This is a genomic window from Nostoc sp. C110 (assembly GCF_043099725.1).
GTDB lineage: Bacteria > Cyanobacteriota > Cyanobacteriia > Cyanobacteriales > Nostocaceae > Nostoc > Nostoc muscorum_A.
In genome coordinates this window covers 2,865,920-2,892,372 of the sequence record NZ_CP171148.1, presented here as the reverse complement: position 1 = coordinate 2,892,372, position 26,453 = coordinate 2,865,920, and the positions used below count along the sequence as shown (strand labels likewise).

Genomic DNA, 26,453 nt, shown 5'->3' with positions numbered 1-26,453 from the left:
GAAGTGTGGGAAGTGGGGGGAGAAATTGAATAACTGCATATCAACAAATGCTGCATTGCCTCCCACACCTCCCACACCTCCCACACCTCCCACACCTCCCACACCTCCCACACCTCCCACACCCTTCCAGCAAGGAGGTTTCAGCTTTTCAAGCGTGCCGGGTATAACCCTTGTAGAGACGTAGCATTGCTACGTCTCTACTCTTATGTCTAATGTTTACAGTTGCCTTGCTTTTGGTGTTGATGGCTATGATCTTTACCGTGGGAACAGTTTTGCAAATCTTGCTTCAAAAGCTTGTCGCTGATTTCTTGCAAGGATTCATCCACAGCTTGTAACCCAATCCAAGTATCAATCTTTTGGACATCAAATCCTACTTCGCGGCGATCGCCTACTTCTAACAAAGGACGGCGAATTAGCAGTGGTTCTTTCAGCATCAGCGCCAAAGCGGTTTGTTCATCCACTTTTTCAGGAACCACCTCACCAGATTTTACCTTGGGGGCGGAAAGATTAAACCATTCGACTACGGGGCGATCGCCAAAAAATGAGCGCAACCGTTCAGCTGTCCAAGGTTCTTTTAGCAGGTTCTGTGGTATCACCTCATGACCAGCAGCTGTTAGCAAAACTTTTTGCTTAACACCACCTTTACAGCCTGGTTTGCTATAGAAAATTACTCTTGCCATTCAACTATCTCCTAATTACTCTTTAGCGCTAAAGCGCCAAGTACGAACCGATGAAATTAAAAATTCCTAGCTTTATGGCTAACTAAGTCAAACTCAAACCTCTCATTCGGATCAGTTTCGCCATAAATATTAAAAGTCACAGTTGGTTCATCACCCACTGCTTCTACACTGTGAATTGCATCGGGAGTAAAGCTAATAATGTCTCCTGGGAAAAGAGTTACCTCTCCCGTTGCTTCAATCTTGTCCTGAAATTCTGGGCTATTGGTGCGTCGCCAAAAAGTATTTTTCTCCTGGCCTTTTAGCACCGCTACGATTCCCCACGTTCCATGATTATGAATGTTTGAACGGGTTCCCGGTGCAAATGTTACTGTTTGCACAGTCAACGGAAAACCCAATTCATCATATAGGAGTAAAACAGAGTTTCCCGTTTTTGGTGAAGGCTCTAAATGTTGACTTTGTACCCAGTAGGAATTTACAATCAAGCGCCTTACAAGCATCCGAATTTCTGGCAGACAATTGGTTTCATTGTCACTGCCATTGAGAACATCTTCCACCTCAGTTAAAAACCGATAAAGGCGGTAATTTTCTCTCAATAAATCCCAGGATCTTACAGATTTACAGGCTTGATGCTGACCGTCCCCTGTTAGCAGCCAATCCCTACCTTTCATAACTTTTAAATTGATAGCTGAGAAGATTGGATCACAATGATCGGTGAGACATTAGGAATGTTACCTACAGGAAGCTTAGTAGGTATGTTAATAGGAGGGATGATAGAGTTACTATCAGTACTTGCTCCTAATAGAGAATAGGATCTAGTAGATAACCAATTGTTCATGATTTTCACCTTGACTTTTCATTGCTGACTAATTAATCGTCTTCTTCTGGTGGACGTGTCAAAATATCCAGCAGAATTCCAGAACCAAAATCATTCTTTTCGTCTATCTGTTTGACTCTGGTGCTGATCTGTTTTGCTTGCTCAATTTCTCCTAACTTTGCTAGTACTAATCCAGAAGCAGCATAAGCATTTAAGTACAATCGAATTTGTGGATCTTCTTTGCGATTGACTAATATAGGCTGAAGTTGCTCCCAGTCATCAGGAAATCTCTCTAGTTCTTTAATTTTATCTAATAATTTGACCGTTGTTTGTAATGCAAGAGAATAATTATTTTTATAATAGAAAAATCTATATGCTGCTACTAAGACATCTGTATTTTCACCAGTCTGTGCTAAAGCTTGTTGAATATATTTTTCGGATTCAGATGTATTTTCCCAGTTTTGTGCAGCTAAAATTAATAGGTTTTTGATCTCCTCTGGAACCTGGAACCATGAGAATTTGTTGGTATTAGCTTGCATATTGTATTGGGGAATAGGGAATAGGGAATGGGGAATGGGGCAAGGGGGACAAGGGGACAAGGGGACAAGGGGACAAGGGGACAAGGGGACAAGCAGGGCTGTTTCATTCAATCTCTTAGGGATTTTGTCAAGAGTATGAGTAAGGAATTTGCTTGAGTGGGAAAAAGAAAAACTACCACTTCAACCAGCAAATTTAAGTGCGAATACCATTTTCTTGCCCAATCAGATTTTTTAGTCACCTAGTTTTTTTACTTGAAACGCTTGTAAATCAGCGCCTTTTAGGGAATGAAACAGCCCTGCAAGGGGACAAGGGGACAAGAAGTGAGAACTTGAAACAAGTCTTTCCCCTTGTCCCCAATTCTCCTTGTCCCCAAGTCGTCTTCCCAATGCTCCATGCCCAAGTTAAAACAAAGTAAGAACGTACACCAAGGTGAATAATACAATCCAAATAATGTCTACGAAGTGCCAGTAAATTTCTGTCATTTCGATGAAAGTATGATTGGTTGCAGAATATTCACCAGGGAGACGCGATCGCCACAATGCACGTAATATCAATAACAGTCCCACAAAAACGTGCAACCCGTGGAACCCTGTCATGATATAAAAGCAGTTGGCAAAGACGTTGGTAGTCAGTCCGTATCCCAATGTTGAGTACTCATAAACCTGACCAGCCAAGAAAATTGCACCCATGATTGCAGTAATTGCGTACCATAGTTGCATTCCCTTGACGTTATTCTTTTTAATCGCCGTATCACCAAAGTGAATGACGAAACTACTAGACACCAGAATAATAGTGTTAATCGTCGGTACGAGTAGTTCTACTTCACTCCCTTCTGGAGGCCAAACTGGTGTAATACCTCTAAAAAACAAGAAAGTGGCAAAAAATCCCCCAAACATCAGGGATTCAGAAGCGAGGAACGTCAACAGCCCCCAAACTCTTAAATCTGGATGTTCTTCGTGTCCTGCACTGTGATCTTCGCTCGTGGTTGTAGCTATAGTCATAGATTTTTTGACAATACGATCTACTCTGTCTGTTGTGGAAGCTTGAATAAAGAATGAAATCTGAATCAGCAAAATTTCCATTCTTTATCCAAAATCCTTGTTTAGCCAAACTCTTGGCTTGTTCAGTAATTCTCAAAATTCCGAGTTCCGTGTTCTGAATTCGGGCGTTCGTTTATTGAATTCGGGCGTTCGTTTATTGAATTCGGGCGTTCGTTTATTGAATTCGGACGCTCGTTTATTGAATTCGGACGCTTGTTTATTGAATTCGGGCACTCGTTTATTGAATTCGGACATTCGTGTTCCAAGCCAATACAGTTCAGTTAAGCATCTCTTTCTTCTCTCTGCGTTCTCTGCGCCTTGGCGGTTCGTTAAAAAAACGACTTTGGTAACAGAGTTTTAGCCTTAACTGAACCGTATTGGGTTCCAAGCTTGGAGTTTTGAGTTCCCAAATCTAATGACTAGAAATTTCAGTGACTTTGAGTGCGATCGCAATACTGAATTTAGCAACTAAGCACTAGCTTCCGGCGTTGCAGATGGCTGTACTTCAGTACTATGACCATGACCGTAGTCATAAGGCCCATGAGTCACAACCGGCAATACTTCCCAGTTTTCAATTGCAGGTGGTGAGCTAGTTGTCCATTCTAAAGTCAAAGCTTGCCAAGGATTATCACCAGCCAAAGGCCCTTTCAACCAACTGTAGATCATGTTGATGGCAAAAGGAATTACCGATATCCCCAAAACAATTGAACCAAAGGTACAAAGTTGATTGAGGTCGATAAATTGGGGGTCATACATTGCCACCCGTCTAGGCATTCCTTTTAAACCCAACTCGTGCATGGGTAAAAAGGTCAAATTTGTGCCGATGAAGGTGAGGGCGAAATGAATCCGTCCCAAGCTTTCATTCAACATCCGTCCGGTCATTTTGGGGAACCAGTGATAAATACCTGCGTAAATACCAAACACGGAACCGCCAAACAGAACGTAATGAAAATGTCCGACAACATAATATGTGTCATGGACATGAACATCAAAAGGCGCTGTTCCCATCGTCACACCACTTAAGCCGCCCATAACAAACATGGACAACAAACCAATGGCGAAAAGCATCGCACCGGTGAAGCGAATTTTACCACCCCAAAGGGTAGCAACCCAGGCAAAAATCTTCACGCCAGTGGGAACTGCAACGATGAGAGTGGAGATGGTGAAGAACATCCGCATCCAACCGGGTGTACCACTGGTAAACATGTGGTGTACCCAAACGAACAAACCCACAACGCAGATGGCTACACTAGAATAAGCGATCGCTTTATAACCAAAAATAGGCTTGCGGGAGTGAACTGGAATTACCTCCGACATGATGCCGAAGATGGGCAGAATCATTAAATATACTGCCGGGTGAGAATAAAACCAGAATAAGTGTTGATAAATTACAACGTTACCGCCTGCATCTGGTTTAAAGAAGGAAGTACCAAAGTTGAGGTCAAACAACAGCAGAACTAAACCGGCTGCTAATACAGGTGTGGAAAGCAACGCTAGAATGGAGGTTGCCAAGATTGCCCAGCAGAATAGGGGTACTTGATCCCATTTCATGCTAGGAACCTTCATCATCAAAATAGTGATTACGAAGTTCAACGAACCCAAAATTGAAGAAGTTCCCACCAAAACGATCGCAAGTATCCACATAGTTTGAGCGATTGGCGCTGTCACCAAACTCAAAGGTGGATAAGCTGTCCAACCAGATTGCGAACCGCCAAAAATGAAACTACCTAATATGAGTAATCCGGCTGGTGGGTTTAACCAAAAGGCGATCGCATTTAGCTTCGGAAACGCCATATCCCTAGCACCAACCATCAACGGCACTAAATAGTTACCAAATCCGCCAATGGCGCTAGGAACAATCCACAGGAAGATCATAATCGTCCCGTGATTGGTCATGAAAGCGTTATACAGATTGGGGTCGAGTACGTCTGATTCTGGTGTTGCTAATTCCACACGCAGAGCGATCGCCATCAGTCCGCCAATGAGATAGAAGACAAACGCCGTCACCAGGTATTGAATACCAATAACCTTGTGGTCAACATTAAATGTAAAATAATCTTGCCATTTCCACGCCTTCGGATGAGAGGTGTGGCCAGCCACCAATTCCGGTTTATTTCCTTCTGGTGGAGTATTCCGTGGAAATTCTACCTGCGTCATATTTTTGTCCCTTGTCGTTTGTCATTTGTCCTTTGTCTTTTTGTCCGTTGTCATTTGTCCGTTGTCATTTGTCCGTTGTCATTTGTCCGTTGTCATTTGTCCGTTACGAATAACTAATGACCAATGACTAATGACTAATAACTAATGACCAATGACCAATGACCAATGACTAATGACCAATGACCAATGACTCTAGAGTTGCTGCACTGATTCCCATCTCATGGGTGTGAGGTGCGAGAAACTCTGATGTTGATAAGTCGGCTGGATTAACTGCAACGACTTGATTGAGGTTTTGTTGTTGGGCAATCTGGTTTTCTGTCCGCCAGTTCTCATAAGCTTCTGGTGTGTGGACAATTACCTCTGTCCGCATTGAACCGTGATAACCACCGCATAACTCAGCACAAACTACGGGATATGTACCTGGTTTGGTGGCGACAAATCGTAGTTCGGTAGGGATACCGGGAAGTGCATCTTGCTTCAAGCGGAAGTTTGGCACCCAGAATGAGTGAATTACATCTTGTGCTGAAAGGTTGAGTTGGACATCAGCACCGACGGGAATGTGCAATTCTCCAGAGGTAATGCCACTATCAGGGTAATTAAATATCCAGGCGTACTGTATCCCTTTGACATCAACAACTAAATCGGCTGGTTTGTTTAGGGTTTGAGGAGACGCGCCAATCCCGATTGTTGGGGCAATTGTTGGAGCAGCTGTTGCTTCAGAGGTATCGCTTAATGTAGCTGCGATAGCGGTTCCCGACTTATGAGCAACATGAGCGGCTGAATGAGGATGACCAGCAGGCTCAAAACCGCCCATTTGGTTAAAAACATCTACACTGTAGATGCCCAAACCGAGGACAATCACTGTGGGAATTGCTGTCCAGAAGATTTCTAAGGGAACGTTACCTTCTATTGGTAAACCATCGGTATCATCACCGCGACGGCGACGAAACTTCACCAAAAAAATCAGAATAGTTCCTTCTACCACCAAGAAGAGTGCGATCGCAATGGTAAACATGACGTTGAAAAAACCGTCTACCAAAGGCGCTTGTAGCGATGCCTGCATCGGCATGAGAGTGTGGTTTTGACCGATCCAAATACTGATTGCTGTAACTACTATCCCAGCAACCAGAGTCCATAGTGATACAGGAACTTGTTGCATACATGCTACCTGCTTTGTAAACAGTCTTTTATAGGTACTGGGGATTGGCGATTGGGGATTGGCGATTGGGGATTGGCAATTGGTAATTGGTAATTGGGGATTGTTATTTATTCCCTATTCCCCATTTCCCATTCCCCATTCCCCATTCCCTATTCCTTATTCCCCATTTCCTTTTCACTTATTAACTTTCTAACGTGCAGCCATAAAAAAAGGGGGAAAATTCCAGATTTTTTCCATATCCTTCCCCCAGAAAATTACAAATTATATTTCAACTCCTATGAAAAAGTTAGCCCCCTGCTTTCAAAAAAGCTAGTTGTTCCAAGAGGGCACTGTTGACCTAATATTGATTAGGCTATATTAGCAGCAAGTTTAATTTTGTTAATAGCTAACATTTTACGATTTACGGATTTGTTTACTGTGAACTATTTATTAGTGACAGTAAATACTTAGTATTCCCCTCAAGTTACCTTGCCTAGCGCATTTTCGCTTTCTACAAACAGTGCCTCCTTGAATTAACAACCATTTTGACTAACTTCAAATACCTTAATTATTTACTGCAACATGGGTGTAGCAATTCTTCGGACAAATCCGTGAACAAGCTTCACAACCAATACAGTTTTCTGGAGAAGTAACTGCCATTACTTTCCGTTCAATTTCTTCATCATCTTCGTCTTCTACAAATTCACCTTCTTCATTGAGCGCCTTCAAACCTAGCACGTTGTATCCGCACACTTTAACGCATCTGCCACAGCCGATACATTTATCTTTGTCAATTTCCTGAGCAAATTTTGGTGTCCAAGCCTTTCCGCCAAATGTCAAACCTGTTAGTTGCGCCATGAATAAATCCTCGGCATTTTTGCCTATCAATCTGTTTGTGCATTAATCATCATATTATCCTAATCTTTTCTTTTTTTGTATTCAAAACTCACTTTCGCATCATGAAAAATCGATGATTTTGAACACAATGAGAAATCATTTTTTAAATCACAAATAGATGCAAAATATTGCCAATAATAATTGGCAATGCTTAAAATTCTCTCGTTCTTCCGAGCCGTATGAAAAGGCATTTATTAAGTCTCTGACTGGAAGCAGTAGCCCCTAATCAGCCACTCCTATGCAAGGCATAGAAAGGAGAGACGCATAAATTACAGCTTTGAAACCTACCCTTGTCGGTAAAGGCTTATGTAAATGCAAGTATATCGATAAAAGTGATGATATTATTTTTCAAATAGTTTTAGCTTTAGACAAATAAATCTAGATAAACAGTATACACATATACAAATTTAAATGTTCATTAATTACATTTTGATATATGCAATATGTATTTTACAACGCAACAATTTGCAATTTAATTTGATTCAACTATTTATATAAATGATGACAAAATAAATATTGCTTTTCGATTTAAATAAATATAATGAATTTATGAAGGAAACATAATCATTTTATAAAGCAACTGTGATTTTTATGGCAGAATACGATCGTGCCTTAAATATTAAAATTATTAACAAATCAGATGAAGTTCAATTGCACCAGGCTTAGATATGTTCTCAAAACACTTTATGGTTAAAGTTAAAATGTTCATTAAATACGTAATCAAATGAAGATTAAGATATCTTTCTAAGCTCGGTACGAACAAATTAATCATTTTTTTCATGAAATGTATAGTTAATAAATAAGTTTTGTCAGGCTCAGTTTAAAAGCCTTAAATAGCTTCCAATTGGATGCCAAGCCAAAATATGGATGTGGGGAGTGAATATGGTGAGAATAATTTTTTCTCGCCAGAAAGATTATGTGGTAGCGAGTCATGAATAGACAGGACTCATCCAGGGGAGACCTGAGACAGACATCTCAACGATTAGAGTGGGAAAAGAGCCTTATGCCTTATACAATTCCTAACAACAGTTGCGTTGGATGTGACAACTGCCGCCCCCAATGTCCTACGGGTGCAATCAAAATAGAGGACAATGAATATTGGGTTGATCCTGGTCTTTGTAATAATTGTGAGGGCTATTATTCAGAACCGCAATGTGTAATAGCTTGTCCAACTAATTCTCCCATTCCTTGGCAGGCGAAAAAGGGGAGATGCAAGGTTGAACCGAGAGATGCTAGCAGTTTAGACTTGTTTTCTAACGGCAAGAATAATCCATTTGCTTCTGCGATCGCAATTTGGGAAGCTTGTAATGTACTAGGGCAACGCACATCGCTACATTGGGAAACCGATGAAGACGGGTATCTATGTTATAGCCGACAAGTCAATCAAGGACGAGGTGCGATCGCCTTTCACATCCAAGATCCATTCCAAGTTAATGACAAAGCCACCGATATAGCAGCAATTGAAGCGCTTGACATCAGAGCCGCTTGCATACATCTAATTTTTGCAGGTTATGCCACAGCCTTAGAGCAACCTTGGGAGCAAGAATTTGCGATCGATGAGCGACAAATCGAGAAATATTTGGGGATGGAGAAACGCAAAGACTTGAGCAAAGCTGCCAAGCTAGCTTTAATGAAAAATCTTGTCCAGCAAGCTTGCTCCCTAATTATCTCCATTGACTGGCCCCAGCAAGGTCGAATTAACGGATTCTCTGTGACAAACAGCCGCTTATGGCACTTAGTAGATATTCAGCACCACTTTCAAGAAGACAATCATGGATGCAAATATCTGATTGGGCTAACTTTTAAAGTCAAAGCAGGCTTATGGGCGCAATATTTCTTAAACAAACAAGCATGTAAAGAGCGAACTGCATTCTATCAATATGGTAGTCTCCCCAAAACGCTGCTAACCACAGTTATGAGCATTTGGCAGCAACATGAAGGCGCGGTTCGGTTAATGCTGTGGTTGCTGTTTAAAACCAAAATGGGCAAAGAACAACGCATTACCATTCCTACCTTGCTGCGTATTGCTTACGGTGAAGAAAAAGTCGCTCTTGCATCAAGACAACGGGAAGAACGTAAACGTCTGTTGCGAACCTTTGAAAGCGACTTAGAAATTCTCAATCACTATGGAATGAAACCACTTTTCGATCCAGTTACCTATCCGCCAGAAATTCAGCCTTTATGGGCGAAGTTAATCGATCTTCCCGAAGATCCAGATGAAGCATTAGAATTTTGGACTAACGACGGTGGTTCTGAAACTCGCCTCACAGACACAGGCCCCCGTGGTAAGTGGAATCTACTAATGAATGCGCGAATTTTAGCTTTTGAACTTCCACCAGAATGGGAACAGCAAATCTCAGAATCGGAAAAAAAGCAACGGCGAACTGCTAAAGCCAAAAAGAAGCCCAAAGCTACAAACGATTTACTGGGTGAACAGATTTTGCAGGCGCGAAAAAATTTGAATCTTTCCCAAAGAGAATTGGCAAAACTCACAGGTAAAAGCCAAAGCTGGATTCGAGATATCGAGAATGGTCGTTTAAAAGCCAAATTAGAAGACCAAGTTCTGTTACGAAAAGTCTTAAATATGACTTCATCTTGATTTTGAATTTAAACGCATAGGCGCTTCTCTACGAGACGCTACGCCTAGCTTGCTTCCACGAAGTGGTACGCCTTCCCGCAGGGTAGGGGCGCAGAGGGAAACGAAAAGGTACGCAGAGATTTTGTTACGTATTTGTGCAGCGTTATACTAAATACAGCAATACTTCGCGTACCTCTGCGCTTCCCTTTGCGTCCCTCTGCGTTTCAAAACTCTCATCTTTTACGTACTATAACTCATCACCTTACTAGAAGTAATCCAAAGACTACCAACAGCATATTTAGTAACTACCAACTCTCGTGTAGCATTACATGAACTCTTCAGTTGTTGAGTCTTAGTTTCATCTTTAACAAGTTTAGCCTGGTAAGTGTAGAGAGAACCACAAGGTTGTTCAAAACTAAGTTCAGCTAAGATAGTACTATTGTCTAAACTTTGCTCTAAAATTTTGCCTGCAACTTTGTAATTAAACCAATCCCACCCTTTATAAAGAATTAACTCTCTTTCCAAAACCTGAAGTGCAGCAGGTAGAATTCCCCAGCCTCGATAGACTTGATGTAAGCATTGAATATCACCAGTACGAGTCAAAATCGACCTAAATGAATCTTGATCGAGACGACCATAATATCTTCCTTCTGGCAAATCTATAACTGTTGGTGCAAACCGATGTCCACCAAAGTGCGATGATTTCCAAATTCGCACATTATCTAAGCACAAATCAGCATTACTCGCTCTCACATGGAAGTAAAAAGGAGCGCCATATCTCGCACAACACTTATCATGGCTACCGTGGGTACAAACTAAAATATCTCTAGTTCTACTAGCTTCTACTTCAAAATTAGAACTGATACCCCGTAACCATTTTTGGACAACTCCTGCCACTTGCTCAATATTTCCTAGCTTAAACTCTTGCTTATGGTATCCATTACTTAATCCGTCTTCTTTTTGATAAATTAAAAGCGTAGTGTGATTTACTTTGTGTGAGACATCATTAGCAATTAAAAGAAATCTAATCGGTAGTTTAGCACGCTGCACTTCTTCCACCAAAATCCTCAAATTCTGGGGTACCCATTTGGAGTTAAAGGCTTCTGATGTCCAAGGTAAAGGACACTCAACTAAAATATAAGTTTGATAATTAGTGGCACTACCAATAACATCTTCTCCTACTTGCCGTGAATCATCAGAACAAAAAAAAGTATTCATCTCGCTGTACTCATTAGCGTATTTTATGGACAAAAGGTATTAACAAATACATTTGTGTTCTTCACTACAATATCCTTGGCTAAAGGAAATAAAAAAGAACAATATTCATTTCCCTATTAAAACTAGGTAGCCACTTTATAACATCATTATTGATCGAGGTCTTTCCGGTTAATAAATTCTCCACAATAAAGATAAATAGTGTCAAGATAGATTTTTCCGTATGAGCGACGTTAATTTTGTATCTAGTTTTATTGTTCTTTGGTATTTTATAAATTTTCACTTGCTGAAACTCGGTTTTCATTAACTTGCTTTCTTGGGTAAAATCAAATAAATTCAATCTTATAGATAAACGCAAACTTACTTGGAGAGTCACCAAGGATTAACTTGCTGGCAATATCAATGTAGCCGATACTACAACCAAAAACATTGCTGGCAATAAGATACTTGTTTAAAGTTTTGCTGAAGTTATTTATATAGTTAGTTAGCAATCCTGTTTTTACATATAAAAATCTAGTTTGTTGTCTTTCTTTTGAAGAAGATATTCCTAAAGAGCGATGCGGAATCAGCCAATACGAGCTTATGTATCTTTCTCCCCTATCTGCTTTTAATATATCTATAAATTTACACATATTGCAAATAATTCTCAATTAAATTGGAAAAATAAAAACAACCAAAATAGGGGTAAATGCTTTAGTGCCCCATATTTCATGCGCTATAAATCAATGTTGAAAGCTAGTGACCAATTATTAACAGCATCACTGACATCAACATTAACAAACTTGTTATTTACCTTCTTACCTAATCTAACTTCCTGAAACTTATGTCAGAGTTTGATGATAGGCATCTGATTTGACTGTAACTGAACTCAATAATAAATGCAAGTATTTGAGAATCTTTATAGTTTTAATTAAGGTAAAAGGGCATTTTATAGTAGAAATACCTCACTTTAACAAGTATTGATTTTTTCAATACAATAGATAGAGTTTTGCAATTGTGACAAATTCTTGCCAGTAGGGTAATCCAAATATCTGTGGCTATGGCGATCGCATATTTCTACTTCCATGCAGAATTGAATCATTTTTTACCACGGCATCACAAGCAGGTGAAAATATCTCATGTTTTTGAGGAGAAAGCTTCAATTAAGGACATGATTGAGTCGTTAGGTGTCCCTCATCCCGAAGTTGATTTTATAAATGTTAATGGTAAATATGTAAATTTTTCTTACATAGTTTCGGATGGAGATGCTATCAATGTTTATCCAATTTCAGCTAGGAGTGTCATTATACCAAGCATTTCTGTTTTGCCAAAACCACTCAGTATTATCCGCTTTGTTTTAGATATTCATTTGGGGAAGCTGGCGACATCATTACGACTTTTAGGTTTTGATACTTTATACCGCAATGACTACGATGATGATAAATTAGCCCAAATATCTTCTAGCCAAGAGCGGATTCTCTTGACTCGTGATAAGGGTTTATTAATGCGTAGTTTGGTAACGCATGGGTATTACGTTAGAAATACTAACCCTCAAGAACAAATTATAGAAGTACTACAACGCTTCGACTTATTTAAATTAATTGCACCATTTAAACGGTGTTTGCGTTGCAATGGATTATTAGAATGTGTAGATAAGCAATCCATTATTGAACAAGTGCCAGAAAAAGTGCGATGCCAGATCGATCAATTCCAGCGTTGTCAAGACTGCGATCGCATTTATTGGAAAGGTTCCCATTATGAACGATTACAACAGTTTATTGACGAAGTGTTGAACTCAAGAAAAGGTGAGTGAATGACATTAATTTTAGCTCTCGATTTTGGCGGAACTAAGCTTGCGGCTGCATTGGTAAATATTGGTTCGAGAAAGTGGTTGCGTTATGAACGTCGTCTCTCGCCAGTAGGTGCAAATGCTAGCACTGATTTGGAAATTATGCGATCGCTCATTTACTCTCTGCTAGAAGACGCAAAACCTGCTGCGATCGGTGTCAGCTTTGGCGGCCCGGTTGATGCTTCCACGGGGACGGTGCGACTATCTCATCATGTCGCTGGCTGGGAAAATATTCCTCTCAAAGCTTTGTTGGAGGATGAGTTTGGCGTTTCTGTTGGTGTAGATAATGATGCCAATATCGCTGCTTTGGGTGAACATCGCTTTGGTGCTGGGCAGGGATACGATAGCCTGTTTTACATTACTGTCAGCACTGGCGTAGGTGGTGGTTGGATACTCAATGGCCAGCCTTGGCGGGGTGCTGGTGGGATGGCTGGCGAAATTGGACATATCGTTGTCGATCCGGCTGGGCCAGTTTGTTTGTGTGGGAAGCGGGGATGTGTGGAACGTTTGGCTTCGGGGCCTTATATGGCGCAAAATGTTAGGGAAATTTTGGAGAAGGAACCGCAGAGGCGCGGAGAACTCAGAGATGGAGAGGTTTTGAGGGGTTTGGTGGGGGGTGATTTAACGTTGCTGACGGGACAGTTGGTAAGTGAAGCGGCGGCTGCTGGGGATGATTTGGCTAAGGAAGTTTTGCACAAGGCTGCTTGGGCGCTGGGTGTGGGTATTGGCAATGTGGCAAATTTGATGAATCCACAGCGCTTTGTGTTGGGAGGCGGTGTAACGAAGGCGGGGGAGGATTTTTGGCGGGTGGTGCGTCAGGTGGCGCGGGAGACGGCTTTACCGGAGGTTGATTTTGAAGTTGTACCGGCGGTACTGGGGGATGATGCGCCACTGTGGGGCGGTGTAGCGATCGCTTCTATGACAATCCCGAATTTGTAAATGAGTGAGGCGTGGAGTGTATCAGTGCAAACAGAATTAGTTATTTTTGATTGTGATGGAGTGTTAGTAGACAGCGAAGGATTGGGTAATCGCGTTCTTGTGGAATTTGTCGCTGAGTTTGGACTTGCAATGAAACTTGAAGAAGCTATTTTGTTATTTAAGGGTTGCAAAATGGCTGATTGTGTTGCTGTCATTGAGCAAAGACTTGAGGAAAAGATGCCGCAAGATTTTGTAACTCAGCTTCGTACCCGTACTGCTGAAGCATTCGAGCGTGAATTACTTCCTGTAGAAGGAATAGAAGCAGCTTTAGACAAGATTAATCTACCTATTTGCGTTGCTTCCAGTGGCCCACCCGAAAAAATTAAGTTAGCTTTGCGTGTCACTAATCTGTTGTCTCGATTTGAAGGGTGCATCTTTAGTTCGTATGAAATTGGAAGTTGGAAGCCAGCACCTGATTTATTCTTATATGCAGCTAAAAATATGGGATTTCAAGCTCCATCTTGCACTGTTGTAGAAGATAGCGTTTTGGGTGTACGTGCAGGTGTTGCTGCTGGTATGAGAGTTTTAGGTTACACCGAGCAAAGTGAGGCTCATCTACTTGAGGCATCTGGAGCGCATAATATCTTTTACTCTATGCACCAACTGCCTTCTTTGCTATCACACTATTAGACTATCGGCGCTCCATTTTAAATCAAAACCAAATTATCCCGGTGAATAACTGTTTCTACACCGGCATAGCCTAAAATTGCAGGAATTTCTCGTGAATGACAACCACGAATCTTTTGCAGATCATTGCTGTTGTAATTCACAAGTCCTCTGGCAATTTCGTTACCGTTGCTGTCACACAATTGCACAGCATCCTGTGTGTCAAATTCTCCTTCTACTGCCTTAATTCCAGCAGCTAATAACGATTTTCCCCCAAGAGAAATTGCCGCGATCGCACCTTCATCTAAATACAATTTACCCGCAGGTAAAAGTCCGTAAGCTATCCAACGTTTACGCGCCGAAGTTGGTTCAGGTTGCGGTTCAAAATGCGTCCCAATCAGTTCACCTTGAATAATTTTTTCTATATTCTGGGGAAATCGCCCTTGAGTAATTACAGTCCGCACTCCCGCCGCGATCGCAATCCTCGCTGCCGAAATTTTTGTCACCATCCCACCAGTACCCCACTGAGAACCTTGGGAACCTATTTGTAATTCAGCTAGTTCTTTAATGCTACTAACTAGAGCGATCGGCCGCGCATCTGGCACGGAACGGGGATCGGCTGAGTACAACCTATCAACATCGGTGAGCAAAAATAGCCAATCTGCTTCTACTAAGCTAGCAACCAATGCCGAAAGAGTATCATTATCACCAAATTTTAGTTCGTCTATCGCTACGGTATCATTTTCATTGACTATGGGGATCACTCCCAGTCCCAGTAATTCCTGAAAGGTGTTGTAGGCGTTGAGATAGCGGCTGCGCTGTACCAAGTCACTGCGAGTCAATAATACTTGAGCGATCGCCTGTTGCAGGGTAGTAAATAAATCATCATATATCCGAATTAACCTACCTTGTCCAACTGCTGCTACAGCCTGTTTGAGTGCGATCGCTTTAGGACGTTCAGTTAACCCCAACCTTGCACAACCCACACCCACAGCGCCAGAAGAAACCAAAATTACCCTGTGTCCCTGGGTTCTCAAATGGCAAAGTGTTTCCGCCAAGGTAGCAATAGTGGAAAGTGCTAATTGTCCCGTTTCTGGTTGAGTAAGGCTAGAAGTACCGATTTTGACAACAATTGTTTTAGTCATTAGTCATTGGTCATTAGTCATTAGTCATTGGTCATTAGTCATTAGTCATTGGTCATTGGTCATTACTAACTGGCGAATGACAACGGACGAATGACAACGGACAAATGACAAATGACTAAAGAAATTGTAAAGCGCCAATCCCTCTATAGTGAAGGCTGACGCTTTACGGGTGTATATTTACTTAGTATGAGTTAGGGTCTTTTTTGGCTGACCCCATGTTATTAATACTTATGATCCCCGATTTTTGGCTTCCAGTAAGATTCCTTAACTATTTCTTTAGATTTACTTTCCTGACGATTTCTTAACTTTTGTGAATCTTGCTTTTCTTGGGGGTAATAGAGGCTCCTAAGATTTCAGATATCCAAACTTCAAAATTGCGGACGGGATGAGAGCGGAGGGCTGCGTCTGCATGGACAATCGGTTCAACTAGAATGGTAAACATCCCCAGGCGATTACCTGCTATGACATCGGTAAATAAGCGATCGCCTACCATCCCCACTTGATGCACTGGTAGATCCATTGTTCTGACTGCTGCCCTAATTTTGCGTCGAGAGGGCTTGGCTGCACCCAAATAGTAAGGCAAATTGAGCGATCGCGCAATTCCCCCAATTCGTGCTTCACTCAGGTTGTTACTTACCAAACACAATGCAGTACAGGTACGAATTTGTTCTACCCACTCTCGTAGTTCTGGGGAAGCCATCCCTACCGTAAAGGGTACTAAGGTTTCGTCTACATCCAACACCAGCCCTTTAAGCCCGTATTTTTGGATAATATCTGGTGTTAGATTCAACACTGAACCTTCTAAAATTAAGTCAGGTTGCAAAAGGTTGTTCCAGGCCATAGTCACGAGTCAAATTTAAATAGCTCAGACAAATGAGCATAACCCAATATAGTTTAGTTAGTCGAACTGCATTCTGGAATATCTCCCTGAACATTTTGAGATAAAATCCCTAATATCTTATCTATCTCTTTGATGTAATAATTACTCAAATCAATAAATATATCGTTTTCTTCTAACTTCAAAAACTTCCAAATATCCCCTGTAGTTACTGCGCCGTAAATTTTTCTGATTTAATTTCCTTCTTGTTGATTAAACAATTGTGCTGCCAACATTGCGGCCGCACATTGACCTAATCCACCTTTAATATTTTCATTTTTGGCTTCAATAATAACCACTACAGGCACATTAATTGTTAGTTGCTCTTTAGAACGACTGATGATAAAGTCACAGTATCCATTCAGACCGTTTTCTACATCTACATTAAAATCTGTTCCCGAAAATAAACTAATTGGATAGTTAGCCCTGCGTCTTACCTCCAACAAGATCGGAGTGATAATCATTTCTGAACGAGCTTTTTCAGTATTAATTGCTAAAGCCAGTTCTGTAGTTTCTTCTAAAGAATTTTTTAGTTTCTCACTTGCTTGTAAAGGTTCTATGTCGGCACATAAATCAGTTTCTTCATCGATGCGGATGCTGAATGACTTTTTAAATTTACTTAATGTAAAGTCGCTATAAGCCATTTTCAGCACCTCATGGTAATTTTTTATTATTGGATTAAAAATCCTTGCCAAAATGCTTTTTTCAGAATCTTAAACAACACAAATTACCCCAATTTGGTGTCAATGTTTCATTGCTTCCAAATTTAATGGGATATGGTAAAAGGTTTAAGTAGATTTCGATTAAAATAAAAATTCAAAATGAAAATGTAACATTTTGAATTTTTATTTTTATTCTACTTCATTAAAAAGATGTTCCTCTAACAGGGGTTGCACTTTGCGAAACTCCTCTGGAGAGAGTAATTCCGGTTCACCTGTTTTTGTTATCCGTGCAAAAAATAACAGGGGATCGAGGGGTGTATAAATTGCATACTCCTGATCTTCATCATAGAAGCTAGCAAGTAGCTGTAATTGCTCTGGATCTAAATCTGCCTCTTCGTCTTCAATTTCTAAGGTGAAGAGTTCTGATTCTTCAACTGGCGGTAAATCACCTGCAACTGTCAGGGCATAAGCTGTGTTCTTCAATATCAGATTCTGCTCAGATAGTACAGCTTGGGCAGTGGCAAAAATTTGCTCAATGATGTTGTCGTCTTCTACTAGAACCGCTTCTTCTTCCTCATCGTCGCCTTCCCAAGAAAAAATCTCTACAGGTGAGTCTACAGGAAGAAGTAAAACGTATTCTTGTCCATCAACCTCAAGGGAATGCTCTACATAACATTCGAGCGATCGCCCTTTTTCATCGGTTAAAGTGATGGAACCCGCATGAGCGTTATCATTTTCTTCAGGAAATGGAGGAGAAAACATAGCCGAAATGTAAAAATTTAATAAATACCAGCAAGTTGAGAAATCGCTTAACTATTTAATGATATTTTTGTCAACAAAATAGCTTTACACGTAGATACAACTGCTAGCTAATCGTTTTTCAGAATATCATGTTAAAAGGTATCAATATTCAATAGCCGCAACTGAACTGCGGGAATTAGCACGCTTAACATCCAGCCATTGTTGCAAGATCAAAGCGGCTGCCTTGCGGTCAATCAAAGCTTTATGGCGTGATGGAGAGCGGTTTTCAGCAATTAGCAGTTGCTCTGCTTGAAATGAAGTTAATCGCTCATCCACATATTCCACAGGCAGTTTCAGCGCTTTAGTAAGTCTTGTAGTAAATTTTTGAACTTGACGCGCTTGAAATCCTATAGAGCCATCCATTGAATAAGGTAAGCCCATAACTAGGATTTGCACCTCGCGTTCATTAACTATTTGCCGGATTTGCTCGACATCCTGCTCAAAAGATGTGCGCTCAATTGTGGTAATCCCAGTGGCAATTAAACCCGTGCGATCGCACCCAGCCACACCAATCCGCTTGCGACCAAAATCTAGTCCCAAGGCTGAAATAAAGGGTTTTGGCTGCTCCTGGGATATCACTAATTCTCCTGCTCTGCATCTGCTGATTCAGAAATCGGCGATGCTTCTATGCTTGGGTTTTTTACCGAAAAGTTAATCGGTTCTGACTTAATTGGCAATGGTTTATCTGACGATGGCAGCTTTCCTGGTTGTATCCATGACATTCCACCTGGTATAGGTTTACGTGCCGGTTGTAAACCTTGCAGCATATCAGTCCACTGAATTCCTTCTAAGGAGACGAATTTAGACTCTCGTAGCTTATGCCACACCGAGCGAGACATAACTAATGTATGTTTTATGCGTTTTGCGCCAATTCGCTCCAAATACTCTTCTCGCTCTGCCTGATAGTCAGAGGAGGCTAGTTGTAACCCTTGCTGAGGAAAATCTTGGGCAATCCGAGCCAGTTGAGATAACAATTCTGGATACAGCCAGGTGTAAGCAGGATGAACTGTCAGCGTTGCAGAGTGAGGAACTTCTCCCTTCCGGTCAAGTTGCACCTGAAAATAGCCAATGGCAGCTTTGCGTTGGGGTTCAAATACATAACCACTGACTACTTCTGTTTTCGTCAGCCATTGCTTCACTGCATCAGTCAGAGCGCCGAATAAACTGGTTTTGAAGTCGCGGGTATTGCGGTCAAAAACTTGACGTACCAAAGGTGGCATAGATGCCGTATCTAGTTGATATAGCAACTGGGCGTCAGCATTACTCACTGGCAAAAGGTTGGGTAAATCTGGCTCTGCTTGTGCCAATTCAGCCAGTAATTCTGGCCCAATTTCCCAATACGTCATTTCTGCCAGACGCTGGAATCCATTTTGGCGATATAGTGCTAGCGCCTCTATGTCATTGATGTTAACTTCCAGTAGCCAAGTGCGAGCTTCCAAAATCGATTCAAAGCAATGACGCAAAAGTTGCGAACCAATTCCTTGTTTATCGACACCACGCTCTAACAGCACTTGATCGATGCGCCAAGTACTGCGTGTCCGGTTAAAGGGTGACACTTGAATCATTCCTAGAAGCATCCGTCCTTGCTCTGCCACATAAGCACAGAGGCGATACTGGAGTGGGTTAGGAAACCAACTCAAAAACTTGAGTAATCCATACCAGCGACGCAGCATGAGCATCTGGCTGATGGCAAAACCTGCTCCCTGGGGAGTAAGGGCTGCGAATGACTCTTGAGTTATGCGCTCAATTCCGTCCAAATCCCGGTATTGGACTGGTCGGATAACAACGCTGAGGTTTCTGGGAAGTAATGAAGTCATTTTTATTCGAGCCGCTATTTAGCCTTAACTAACTGCTCTTCAAAGGAACTGCTGCAATAATATTAACTGCTTTCTGCCCTTTACTAGTGCGTCAAAAGTGTGATTTGAGTAATTTAATACTTAAAAAAGCAGAAAAGCAGACCTTGTGAGAACACCATTGGCGTTAACGTAACAACATCTGCCTTTATTTTATTTGAATTTTGATTAAAATTTGTATATATTTACAGCCCTTGTCGAGAAACTAGCTTTTCAAAGTGGGCTTGGGTTTGATGGAGTAATTGCTGGCGACTATCTACCAGTGTTTGTTTCAGGGATGGAACAAGATTGCGAGCTTGCAGAGTCATGTGAAGTTGCAGGTTGGCAACATATTCACTGAAATCTTGATTCACTTCATCTGCGCCCGCATCTGTTAATAAATTTGATTCCATTGCCACTGTGTTCTCCTGTGTTAATCCTGTGCTATTTCTCTTCATGAGAAAAAATTATCATGTTGTTTGGACTAACTTCTTAATTTGCAATGAAGTTTAACGCTTCTTAGGGATAGCGATCGCAGCAGGGCTTTATTTAGCCCATTAAAATCTCAAACCAACACCACCTTGTACAGAGATAGCTGTACCACCGCTATCACGATAGGCATCAAAAGCAATGATGGCGTTGCCAAAAAGCACAGTATTGCTATTTGGGATCATATAATCAATGCCTGGTTGTAAAGCAAAGCTGATTTTGTCGCCCACGGGAGAAGATCCACCACCACCAGCCAAGACTAACCCAGCACCCAGGTAAGCATCAGCTTGCCAGTTAAGGGGAAAATCGTAAGAAACCGTTGGCACAACTGCCGTATTATTACCAATCAAGACTTGGGCACGCAGTGAAAGCGGTGCTTCCAAAAGCTTGTAGCGCCCAGCTATTACTCCCCCGAATTGGATACCATCAGTAAAACCAACAGTGGGGCCTATACCTACATAACTGCCATAAGCTACTTGAGCTTGTGCTGGTTTCGTACTAGCCAGACTCAAAACCAAGCTAGCTCCCAAAACTGATACCAAATATGGAATATACTTCATAATCGACTCCTCACACCAATTTGTCATTAGTCATTTGTCATTTGTCATTTGTCATTTGTCATTAGTCATTAGTCATTAGTCATTTGTCATTTGTCATTAGTCATTTGTCATTTGTCATTGGGCATGGGGCATTGGGCATTGGGCATTGGGCATTGGGCATTGGTTATTTATTCGCCTCATCTACTTCATCCTCCCCTGCTTCCCCTGCCTCCCCTGCCCCTCTGCCCTGCTCCCCTTCCATTCTACGGGCAACGAGGATGAATGCCCCCTTGAGTACAAATGTATGCTAATTGCTTGGAATCTAAATTTTTGGCTTGAGAAAAATCAACCCCTTGGACTACGGCAGATACTGAGCCTAAATCTGGGGTTTTGACAAATTGATCTGCTGGATCTTCTTTGCTAGGGGCGAGAATTGCCCCCTTAAAATCTGCTCCTGCCACATTTGCTCCCCGTAAATCTGCAAGACTCAGATCAGCATTTTGTAAGTTAACGTTTTCCATCTGAGCAGAACGCAAAACAGCACCAGCTAAACGAGTGGCGCTCAGGTTAGCATTGCTGAGATTAGCACGATCCAAATAGGCTCCTGATAAATCTGCTCCTTGCCAATCAGTGTTAGTTAAGTTGGCAAAGGATAATTGCGTTCCTATAGCAGTGACACGACCTAAACGGGCAGCGTAAAGATTGGCTTCATTCAATTTAGCGTCACCTAAATCAGCCCCAGTTAAGCTGGCTCTTTCCAAAACTGCGTTTCGCAGATCGGCTCCTACTAGTTGGGTGCTGTTGAGTTTAGCGTCATATAGACGCGCATTGGATAAGTTGGCTCTGTTGAGAGTGGCGCGGCTCAAATCGATCCGGTTCATCAAGACGCGACTGAGGTTAGCATCAGTAAGATTGGCTTGCTGTAACTGAGCTTGGCTTAAATCAGCTATTACATCATCGTATGTATCCCAACGCCCATCTTCACCCACACCCCGAAAGCGGCTACCCTTAAAGCTAGCTTGGTTAAGATTTGCAGATTTAAACTTAACTCCTGATAAATCAAGGTTGTCTAGTACTAAGTTGAAGAATGAACTACCTGGAGTACCGCTTTGACCTAATTGGGTGCTACTAAGGTCAACGCCTTCCATTTTTCCGCTATACACAGAGAGAATTTTGTTGATTGTTCTCTGATTTCTTTGTAGCCGCCCTTGTCGCAATTCCCGCTCTTTTGTTGCAGCACTGCCCACAGACTCCAGTTCACTAACCAAAAACTGATTCTTATTTTTTAATTCGGGGATAGCTTGGGGCCCGACAGTTGTCAAAGATTGTTGAATGGTATCCAGGAGGCTGGGGTTGGTTTCGCTAACCAATAAATCCGCCAGAAATTTTATGGATTGTGGATCGTTAAGACCACCCATAGCCAGAATTGCACTTTGGCGTTGCTCATTAGTCGCCCCAGAGTTGGGAGTTAGTTGTTTGACAAGTTCGAGGAACTGTTGGCTATTAATTTGCTTAGTTGCTCGCTGGGATTGTTGAATTTGGATATAAACTTGAGTACCGATTAAAGTTGCCAACACAGCCGTCATACTCGTTAGTCCTACCCCAAACAAAGTCAGGTTAGGATTTTGCTGTATCCGCCGCCACAGGTTGGGAGAGTGGCTGGTTTCGGCTGCCGCTAATTCTTCTTCTTGCTCTTCTGCTTCATTATTACCGTCAGCAGATTGAGCTTGTCTGTTGTTAGCTAAGAGTGAGGATGGTATGGGGCGAGTTGTATCTATTGTATAAGTGCTTGCAAGTTGATCGTGCAGGGCGCGACGACCCCGGCGCGATGGTAAGCCGATCCCTTCACCCACAATCATTAATAAAGACAAAAATGTGAATAATCCTAAGTTAGGAAAAGCAAAGCTGTAGCGCCACAGCAGATAGGCGATGGAAATAGGTACAGTCCAACGTCCAACTCCTTCTCTAATAACAACTGCCCCCAATCCGGGAGGCTTCCCTTGCTCGTTGACAACCCGCACCTTGAACCAACGTTTCGGAATTGTTCTACCAGTTTTAGCCAGCAAATACAATTGCCACCATGAAAGAGTTACAGGCGCTAACAGGGCGATTGTCCACAAAATATTAGTCGGCCATGCCACGTTACGGATGCCATAGCTCACAGGCAAAGCTAGGGGTCTAGCGATCGCTCTTTCTGTAACTACTAGCACAGGGTTCAGAGGTACTCGGTTAAGATCGCTTCTAGAATTCGCATAAACACCAATGCCGAAGGGAATCAACCCACTGGCAACCACTAGTGTGATTTCAGCCGCCCAAGCAGCAAAACGCCTACTTGCTAGCAACATTGAACTGGCTCTTTCCGGTTCTTTTGACTGACCAGATTGATTACTACTTCTCCTCACAATTGGTGATGTCATCAGATAATTCCCTTTGATATTATTTTTACGCCGCGATCGGCACAATTAAAATAGACTCAGCTAATCGGCAAAAAGAAAAGCATATTGAAATAGAATTGAGGAGTCATGAGAGTCATGAGCCTTTTGTATTATGACTCCTGACTCTCATAACTCCGGGCAGATTGCCAAGTAATTGCATATCAACTTATTGCTTACGTTGAAAGCTACTAGACACAAAAAATTTGTATCCAACATACACTAACGCTGCCAAAAGTGCCAGAGTTATTACAGATGCAACTAATTTAAACACTGCTTGGAGCATCGCCAAGCCTACTAGTACCGTCACACCCGAAACTACCAGCTTTTTTGTCCCAGATAAGCCGTTGAACCAAATCTTAAATCGCTCCAGTTGCAAGCCCAAGTTGGCAAAAACAGACTGAGGCATCTGTTTTTGTCCTTGTGGTTGAGTAACCGCTCCAGGTGCGGAATTAATCTCTGCCTCTAACTTATCGAGGCGACGCTGTAAGTCTTCTTCTGGTTGAGGATTCATAAATTTATCTACCTCAGTTAGCACACTTATTGGACAACAGACCAACTAAATTCTATTTTTGGTGGTTGTCTTAGTGATTTTAGCTAATGTCTGTGTGTGCAATACCTTTCTGACAGGTAAAAATTATGTTTTTTTGTTATTGTCTGGTAATTTATTTAATTTTCCCAGTAATTTTACATTCTTAAAATGTAAAAAATAAGACTTTTTGGGCGAATGCCTATTCTACTGGTGGTTAAATATTTTAGTAGAGAAGCGATCGCCAGCCATCATGATATATGAGTTAATTTGCAGGATAAATGTAGAGTCTTTACTTGGCGACATCTCTACATCCCATCTTCACAAACAATTTTTAATTTAATGGTATTAGGTTATACGGCAGCTTTTGGAACCAAGATAAATTGATATCGTCAATTAAATTAGACTGTATAACAATAATTGCTCTAAAAAATCTGGAGCATTAATTAAAATGAAAACGCTTCGGCTACTTGCAATTCTTCCCATATCTTTGGTGATGAGCTTGGTTTTTACTGAGGCTAATTTGGCACAGACACCAAATGTCCAAATAAATCGCAATTTCCAGCCAGATCCACTGGTTTTGAACGGAAAGTCTGGGGGAACTGTCAAAAGTAATTGTGGCAATATTACTACTGAAACCTAGTCAAGTTATTCAGGTTACAGAGTCACTACCTTATTTACGATTAACAGTAGAAAGTCAAGGGAAGCCAACACTGTTGATCGACGGGCCAGGGGGACGTTTTTGTGTAATGGCAGATAGTTCCTCTGGAGGCAAGGCAGAGCTTCCTGGTTACTGGCAAGCAGGAAGATACACGGTGCATGTGGGCGAACTATCCCAGCAGCAGTTTAACTACACCCTCTCAATCTCACAACAAAACAAATAGTCATTAGTCATTTGTCTTTTACTAATAACCAATACTTCTCTACGAGAGGCTGCGCCAACGGCTTCTCCTAACGGAGACGCTGCGCGTTAGCGGAGCTTTCGCTTTAGCGATAGGCTCAGTACAAGTGACTAATGACCAATGACTAATCTTCAAGTGATTTGGCTGGAACTTCGACAGCAGTGACATCAATTGTGCCTTCTGGTGTGAAGCGCTGAAAATGACTATCTTGTACTAAAAGCGACTCCCCACAATTAGGACACTGTAATTGACTGTTATTTAAACCCGTAAATTCATATCTACAGACGGGACACTGATCGGCAACCAAGTTGCGTTGCAGCCACCAACGAAAGCCAAAAAAAGCCACAATGGGTGCTAAAAACAGCAACCCGACAATAATTAGCAACGAATTAACCAACCAACCCAAGCCCAGTGATGCTAGCAACCAAAAAACTGCCAGCAGGGTGAGCCAAGGCCGGAGATTTAAAAGATTCAATTGAAATGACTTAAAGCTCATTTTTTAAACGTCGTCCTGCTCTCCTTCTAGGATAGCGATTTTAGTCATTTGTTATTTGTCATTTGTCATTGGTCATTTGTCATTGGTCATTTTGACTTGATGACTGAGGATAGAAGCATTTTTTGCAAGTGCTGTTGGAAGGCATCTATGCCAAACAGAGCGATCGCCTGTTCTCGCAGCCACTGTCCATCACATCGTTGGTCATCCCCTTGAAGCATTTCTATACAAGCTGCTGCTACAGCATCAGGATTGCGGTGGGGTACTCGCCATCCTAGTTTACCATCCTGCAAGGGGTCAGCCGAGCCATCGTCATCACCGGATAAAACAGGTACTCCACAAGCCATTGCTTCTAGATAAACAATGCCAAAGCCTTCTTGCGAAGGCATGATATAGGCATCAGCAAGGCGGTAATGTTCCATTAATTCTTCTGTAGCAACAAAACCCGCAAAGACGACGCGATCGCTCACACCCAAATCTTTTGCAAGTTGCGCTAATCGTGGTTGGTCATCACCGCGACCAATTACTAAATATTTCACTTGTGGGAAAACCTCAGCAATTTGTGGTAATGCCCGAATTGTGACATCTACACCCTTGTAAATATCCCCTGACCATAAGCGTGCTACTGTCATTAACACCTTAGAATCAGTTAAGCCATATTTCTGAACGAATTCTGGCTGCTTGGAACCAGGAGTAAATTTATCCCCATCAATTGCACAAGGCATCATCTCTACCATTTTGGGGTTTAGACCATTGGCAAGACAAGCGCGATCGCGGCTGTAACGGCTAATTGTCCAAATTTTATCTGCTGATGTCAGGGCGCGACGTTCTTGATTTTTTAAAGGTTCCCAGACTTCTTTGCCGTAAGTTAGCACGGTGTAAGGAATCCCCAAGGGCTGGCAAAGAGTTTGGATTAATACTGCTAAGTTAATATGACCGCAGAAAACTTGCTGCGGACGGTTTTGCAAAAGACACTTGAGTAAAGCTGCTGCCATTTGCAATCTCCCCAAATGAGGAGACTGATTTTTAAAGTAATGAAATTTTAAGTTCTTGTCTTCAAACAGATTTAACCGATCAGGGCTATCTCGCAGCAAAAAAACTTCCGCCTTGTAAGCTTGGCTTAATCCCAAATAGGCACGGAAAATATCTTTTATATATGATTGAATACCACCTTCGTGGGCAAAAATTTCTAAAAATACGAAGACATGGTTAGTTTTTTGGTTAACTTTATCACCTACCTTTAGGTTTTGTGTCACTTTAGTGATATTCATATTAGGTTAT

General features: G+C 41.7%; 25 protein-coding genes and 2 pseudogenes. 6 read left to right on the top strand and 21 right to left on the bottom strand.

Annotation, left to right across the window (positions count from 1 at the left end; genetic code table 11):
• The first annotated feature begins 25 nt into the window (after positions 1–25).
• Positions 26–184 (top strand): hypothetical protein, encoded by a 159-nt coding sequence (locus tag ACFFRD_RS17895; protein ID WP_392482581.1) that lies wholly within the window; start codon positions 26–28, stop codon positions 182–184.
• 25 nt (positions 185–209) lie between these two features.
• Here ACFFRD_RS17895 and ACFFRD_RS17890 read toward each other — a convergent pair whose 3' ends face one another.
• The 7 genes from ACFFRD_RS17890 to fdxB form a co-directional block, all read right to left on the bottom strand.
• Positions 210–680, bottom strand: a complete 471-nt coding sequence (locus ACFFRD_RS17890; RefSeq protein WP_392482580.1) for an ArsC/Spx/MgsR family protein — start codon at positions 678–680, stop codon at positions 210–212.
• Positions 681–736: 56 nt separating this feature from the next.
• Positions 737–1,348, bottom strand: coding sequence for a cupin (locus ACFFRD_RS17885; protein ID WP_179071769.1), 612 nt, complete (start codon positions 1,346–1,348; stop codon positions 737–739).
• Between the two features lie 199 nt (positions 1,349–1,547).
• Positions 1,548–2,033, bottom strand: coding sequence for a hypothetical protein (locus ACFFRD_RS17880; RefSeq protein WP_392482578.1), 486 nt, complete (start codon positions 2,031–2,033; stop codon positions 1,548–1,550).
• 402 nt (positions 2,034–2,435) lie between these two features.
• Positions 2,436–3,035 carry a heme-copper oxidase subunit III gene (locus tag ACFFRD_RS17875; RefSeq protein WP_190932599.1) on the bottom strand — a complete coding sequence of 200 codons (600 nt, stop codon included), beginning with the start codon at positions 3,033–3,035 and terminating at the stop codon, positions 2,436–2,438.
• A 507-nt stretch (positions 3,036–3,542) separates the two neighbouring features.
• A complete protein-coding gene (ctaD, locus tag ACFFRD_RS17870; protein ID WP_114083612.1) occupies positions 3,543–5,231 on the bottom strand; it encodes a cytochrome c oxidase subunit I in 1,689 nt (562 codons plus the stop codon).
• A 169-nt stretch (positions 5,232–5,400) separates the two neighbouring features.
• A complete protein-coding gene (locus ACFFRD_RS17865) occupies positions 5,401–6,390 on the bottom strand; it encodes a cytochrome c oxidase subunit II (protein WP_392482577.1) in 990 nt (329 codons plus the stop codon).
• Between the two features lie 543 nt (positions 6,391–6,933).
• Positions 6,934–7,227 carry a ferredoxin III, nif-specific gene (fdxB, locus tag ACFFRD_RS17860; RefSeq protein WP_012407144.1) on the bottom strand — a complete coding sequence of 98 codons (294 nt, stop codon included), beginning with the start codon at positions 7,225–7,227 and terminating at the stop codon, positions 6,934–6,936.
• Positions 7,228–8,269: 1,042 nt separating this feature from the next.
• On the opposite strand from fdxB, the gene ACFFRD_RS17855 reads away from it, so the two are divergent.
• A complete protein-coding gene (locus ACFFRD_RS17855; protein WP_179071764.1) occupies positions 8,270–9,865 on the top strand; it encodes a helix-turn-helix domain-containing protein in 1,596 nt (531 codons plus the stop codon).
• Between the two features lie 219 nt (positions 9,866–10,084).
• Here the strand turns inward: ACFFRD_RS17855 and ACFFRD_RS17850 are convergent, their stop codons facing one another.
• Entirely contained in the window at positions 10,085–11,062 is a 978-nt protein-coding gene (locus ACFFRD_RS17850; protein ID WP_114083609.1) for a sucrase ferredoxin, read from the bottom strand.
• A gap of 323 nt (positions 11,063–11,385) precedes the next feature.
• Positions 11,386–11,691, bottom strand: coding sequence for a hypothetical protein (locus ACFFRD_RS17845; RefSeq protein ID WP_392482575.1), 306 nt, complete (start codon positions 11,689–11,691; stop codon positions 11,386–11,388).
• A 407-nt stretch (positions 11,692–12,098) separates the two neighbouring features.
• Between ACFFRD_RS17845 and ACFFRD_RS17840 the strand changes: the two genes are divergently transcribed.
• The 3 genes from ACFFRD_RS17840 to ACFFRD_RS17830 are packed head-to-tail and all read left to right on the top strand — an operon-like array spanning position 12,099 to position 14,495.
• On the top strand, positions 12,099–12,851 hold the full coding sequence (locus tag ACFFRD_RS17840) for a Mut7-C RNAse domain-containing protein (protein WP_392483100.1): 753 nt from the start codon (positions 12,099–12,101) through the stop codon (positions 12,849–12,851).
• The gene (locus ACFFRD_RS17835; RefSeq protein WP_392482574.1) at positions 12,852–13,826 is read left to right on the top strand and encodes an ROK family protein; all 975 of its coding nucleotides are present in this window, start codon (positions 12,852–12,854) and stop codon (positions 13,824–13,826) included.
• On the top strand, positions 13,827–14,495 hold the full coding sequence (locus ACFFRD_RS17830; RefSeq protein ID WP_392482572.1) for an HAD family hydrolase: 669 nt from the start codon (positions 13,827–13,829) through the stop codon (positions 14,493–14,495).
• A gap of 17 nt (positions 14,496–14,512) precedes the next feature.
• Here ACFFRD_RS17830 and proB read toward each other — a convergent pair whose 3' ends face one another.
• From proB to ACFFRD_RS17780, 10 genes and pseudogenes are all read right to left on the bottom strand, one after another.
• Complete coding sequence (gene proB / locus ACFFRD_RS17825; protein WP_392482571.1) at positions 14,513–15,616, bottom strand: glutamate 5-kinase; 1,104 nt, start codon at positions 15,614–15,616, stop codon at positions 14,513–14,515.
• A gap of 301 nt (positions 15,617–15,917) precedes the next feature.
• The gene (locus ACFFRD_RS17820) at positions 15,918–16,457 is read right to left on the bottom strand and encodes a YqeG family HAD IIIA-type phosphatase (protein ID WP_163931678.1); all 540 of its coding nucleotides are present in this window, start codon (positions 16,455–16,457) and stop codon (positions 15,918–15,920) included.
• A 53-nt stretch (positions 16,458–16,510) separates the two neighbouring features.
• Positions 16,511–17,137, bottom strand: a pseudogene (locus tag ACFFRD_RS17815) (hypothetical protein).
• Positions 17,138–17,344: 207 nt separating this feature from the next.
• On the bottom strand, positions 17,345–17,917 hold the full coding sequence (locus tag ACFFRD_RS17810) for a DUF3727 domain-containing protein (RefSeq protein WP_012407134.1): 573 nt from the start codon (positions 17,915–17,917) through the stop codon (positions 17,345–17,347).
• Between the two features lie 141 nt (positions 17,918–18,058).
• Complete coding sequence (gene ruvX / locus ACFFRD_RS17805; RefSeq protein WP_190932586.1) at positions 18,059–18,535, bottom strand: Holliday junction resolvase RuvX; 477 nt, start codon at positions 18,533–18,535, stop codon at positions 18,059–18,061.
• Positions 18,535–19,773, bottom strand: a complete 1,239-nt coding sequence (locus tag ACFFRD_RS17800; protein WP_392482568.1) for a GNAT family N-acetyltransferase — start codon at positions 19,771–19,773, stop codon at positions 18,535–18,537. The genes ruvX and ACFFRD_RS17800 overlap by 1 nt, the downstream gene beginning before the upstream one ends.
• A 221-nt stretch (positions 19,774–19,994) precedes the next feature.
• A complete protein-coding gene (locus ACFFRD_RS17795; protein ID WP_012407131.1) occupies positions 19,995–20,201 on the bottom strand; it encodes a hypothetical protein in 207 nt (68 codons plus the stop codon).
• 144 nt (positions 20,202–20,345) lie between these two features.
• Positions 20,346–20,837, bottom strand: coding sequence for a hypothetical protein (locus ACFFRD_RS17790; protein ID WP_190962949.1), 492 nt, complete (start codon positions 20,835–20,837; stop codon positions 20,346–20,348).
• A gap of 242 nt (positions 20,838–21,079) precedes the next feature.
• On the bottom strand, positions 21,080–23,233 hold the full coding sequence (locus ACFFRD_RS17785; RefSeq protein WP_392482566.1) for a pentapeptide repeat-containing protein: 2,154 nt from the start codon (positions 23,231–23,233) through the stop codon (positions 21,080–21,082).
• 184 nt (positions 23,234–23,417) lie between these two features.
• Positions 23,418–23,762: a hypothetical protein gene (locus ACFFRD_RS17780; protein WP_392482564.1), complete on the bottom strand. Its 345-nt coding sequence runs from the start codon at positions 23,760–23,762 to the stop codon at positions 23,418–23,420.
• Positions 23,763–24,228: 466 nt separating this feature from the next.
• Between ACFFRD_RS17780 and ACFFRD_RS17775 the strand changes: the two are divergent.
• Positions 24,229–24,661, top strand: a pseudogene (locus ACFFRD_RS17775) (hypothetical protein).
• Between the two features lie 142 nt (positions 24,662–24,803).
• Here the strand turns inward: ACFFRD_RS17775 and ACFFRD_RS17770 are convergent.
• Entirely contained in the window at positions 24,804–25,175 is a 372-nt protein-coding gene (locus tag ACFFRD_RS17770; RefSeq protein ID WP_114083596.1) for a hypothetical protein, read from the bottom strand.
• Positions 25,176–25,261: 86 nt separating this feature from the next.
• Positions 25,262–26,443 carry a glycosyltransferase family 4 protein gene (locus tag ACFFRD_RS17765; protein ID WP_392482562.1) on the bottom strand — a complete coding sequence of 394 codons (1,182 nt, stop codon included), beginning with the start codon at positions 26,441–26,443 and terminating at the stop codon, positions 25,262–25,264.
• Positions 26,444–26,453 lie beyond the last annotated feature (10 nt).

Coding starts and splice junctions, on each gene's coding strand:
- ACFFRD_RS17865 (WP_392482577.1), bottom strand. CDS start 6,390: ATGCAACAAGTTCCTGTATCACTATGGACTCTGGTTGCTGGGATAGTA.
- ACFFRD_RS17880 (WP_392482578.1), bottom strand. CDS start 2,033: ATGCAAGCTAATACCAACAAATTCTCATGGTTCCAGGTTCCAGAGGAG.
- ACFFRD_RS17795 (WP_012407131.1), bottom strand. CDS start 20,201: ATGGAATCAAATTTATTAACAGATGCGGGCGCAGATGAAGTGAATCAA.
- ACFFRD_RS17820 (WP_163931678.1), bottom strand. CDS start 16,457: ATGGCCTGGAACAACCTTTTGCAACCTGACTTAATTTTAGAAGGTTCA.
- ACFFRD_RS17780 (WP_392482564.1), bottom strand. CDS start 23,762: ATGAATCCTCAACCAGAAGAAGACTTACAGCGTCGCCTCGATAAGTTA.
- ACFFRD_RS17840 (WP_392483100.1), top strand. CDS start 12,099: ATGGCGATCGCATATTTCTACTTCCATGCAGAATTGAATCATTTTTTA.
- ACFFRD_RS17810 (WP_012407134.1), bottom strand. CDS start 17,917: ATGTTTTCTCCTCCATTTCCTGAAGAAAATGATAACGCTCATGCGGGT.
- ACFFRD_RS17800 (WP_392482568.1), bottom strand. CDS start 19,773: ATGACTTCATTACTTCCCAGAAACCTCAGCGTTGTTATCCGACCAGTC.
- ACFFRD_RS17790 (WP_190962949.1), bottom strand. CDS start 20,837: ATGAAGTATATTCCATATTTGGTATCAGTTTTGGGAGCTAGCTTGGTT.
- ACFFRD_RS17845 (WP_392482575.1), bottom strand. CDS start 11,691: ATGTGTAAATTTATAGATATATTAAAAGCAGATAGGGGAGAAAGATAC.
- ctaD (WP_114083612.1), bottom strand. CDS start 5,231: ATGACGCAGGTAGAATTTCCACGGAATACTCCACCAGAAGGAAATAAA.
- fdxB (WP_012407144.1), bottom strand. CDS start 7,227: ATGGCGCAACTAACAGGTTTGACATTTGGCGGAAAGGCTTGGACACCA.
- ACFFRD_RS17890 (WP_392482580.1), bottom strand. CDS start 680: ATGGCAAGAGTAATTTTCTATAGCAAACCAGGCTGTAAAGGTGGTGTT.
- ACFFRD_RS17835 (WP_392482574.1), top strand. CDS start 12,852: ATGACATTAATTTTAGCTCTCGATTTTGGCGGAACTAAGCTTGCGGCT.
- ACFFRD_RS17850 (WP_114083609.1), bottom strand. CDS start 11,062: ATGAATACTTTTTTTTGTTCTGATGATTCACGGCAAGTAGGAGAAGAT.
- ACFFRD_RS17765 (WP_392482562.1), bottom strand. CDS start 26,443: ATGAATATCACTAAAGTGACACAAAACCTAAAGGTAGGTGATAAAGTT.
- proB (WP_392482571.1), bottom strand. CDS start 15,616: ATGACTAAAACAATTGTTGTCAAAATCGGTACTTCTAGCCTTACTCAA.
- ACFFRD_RS17830 (WP_392482572.1), top strand. CDS start 13,827: ATGAGTGAGGCGTGGAGTGTATCAGTGCAAACAGAATTAGTTATTTTT.
- ACFFRD_RS17875 (WP_190932599.1), bottom strand. CDS start 3,035: ATGACTATAGCTACAACCACGAGCGAAGATCACAGTGCAGGACACGAA.
- ACFFRD_RS17770 (WP_114083596.1), bottom strand. CDS start 25,175: ATGAGCTTTAAGTCATTTCAATTGAATCTTTTAAATCTCCGGCCTTGG.
- ACFFRD_RS17785 (WP_392482566.1), bottom strand. CDS start 23,233: ATGACATCACCAATTGTGAGGAGAAGTAGTAATCAATCTGGTCAGTCA.
- ACFFRD_RS17885 (WP_179071769.1), bottom strand. CDS start 1,348: ATGAAAGGTAGGGATTGGCTGCTAACAGGGGACGGTCAGCATCAAGCC.
- ACFFRD_RS17855 (WP_179071764.1), top strand. CDS start 8,270: ATGCCTTATACAATTCCTAACAACAGTTGCGTTGGATGTGACAACTGC.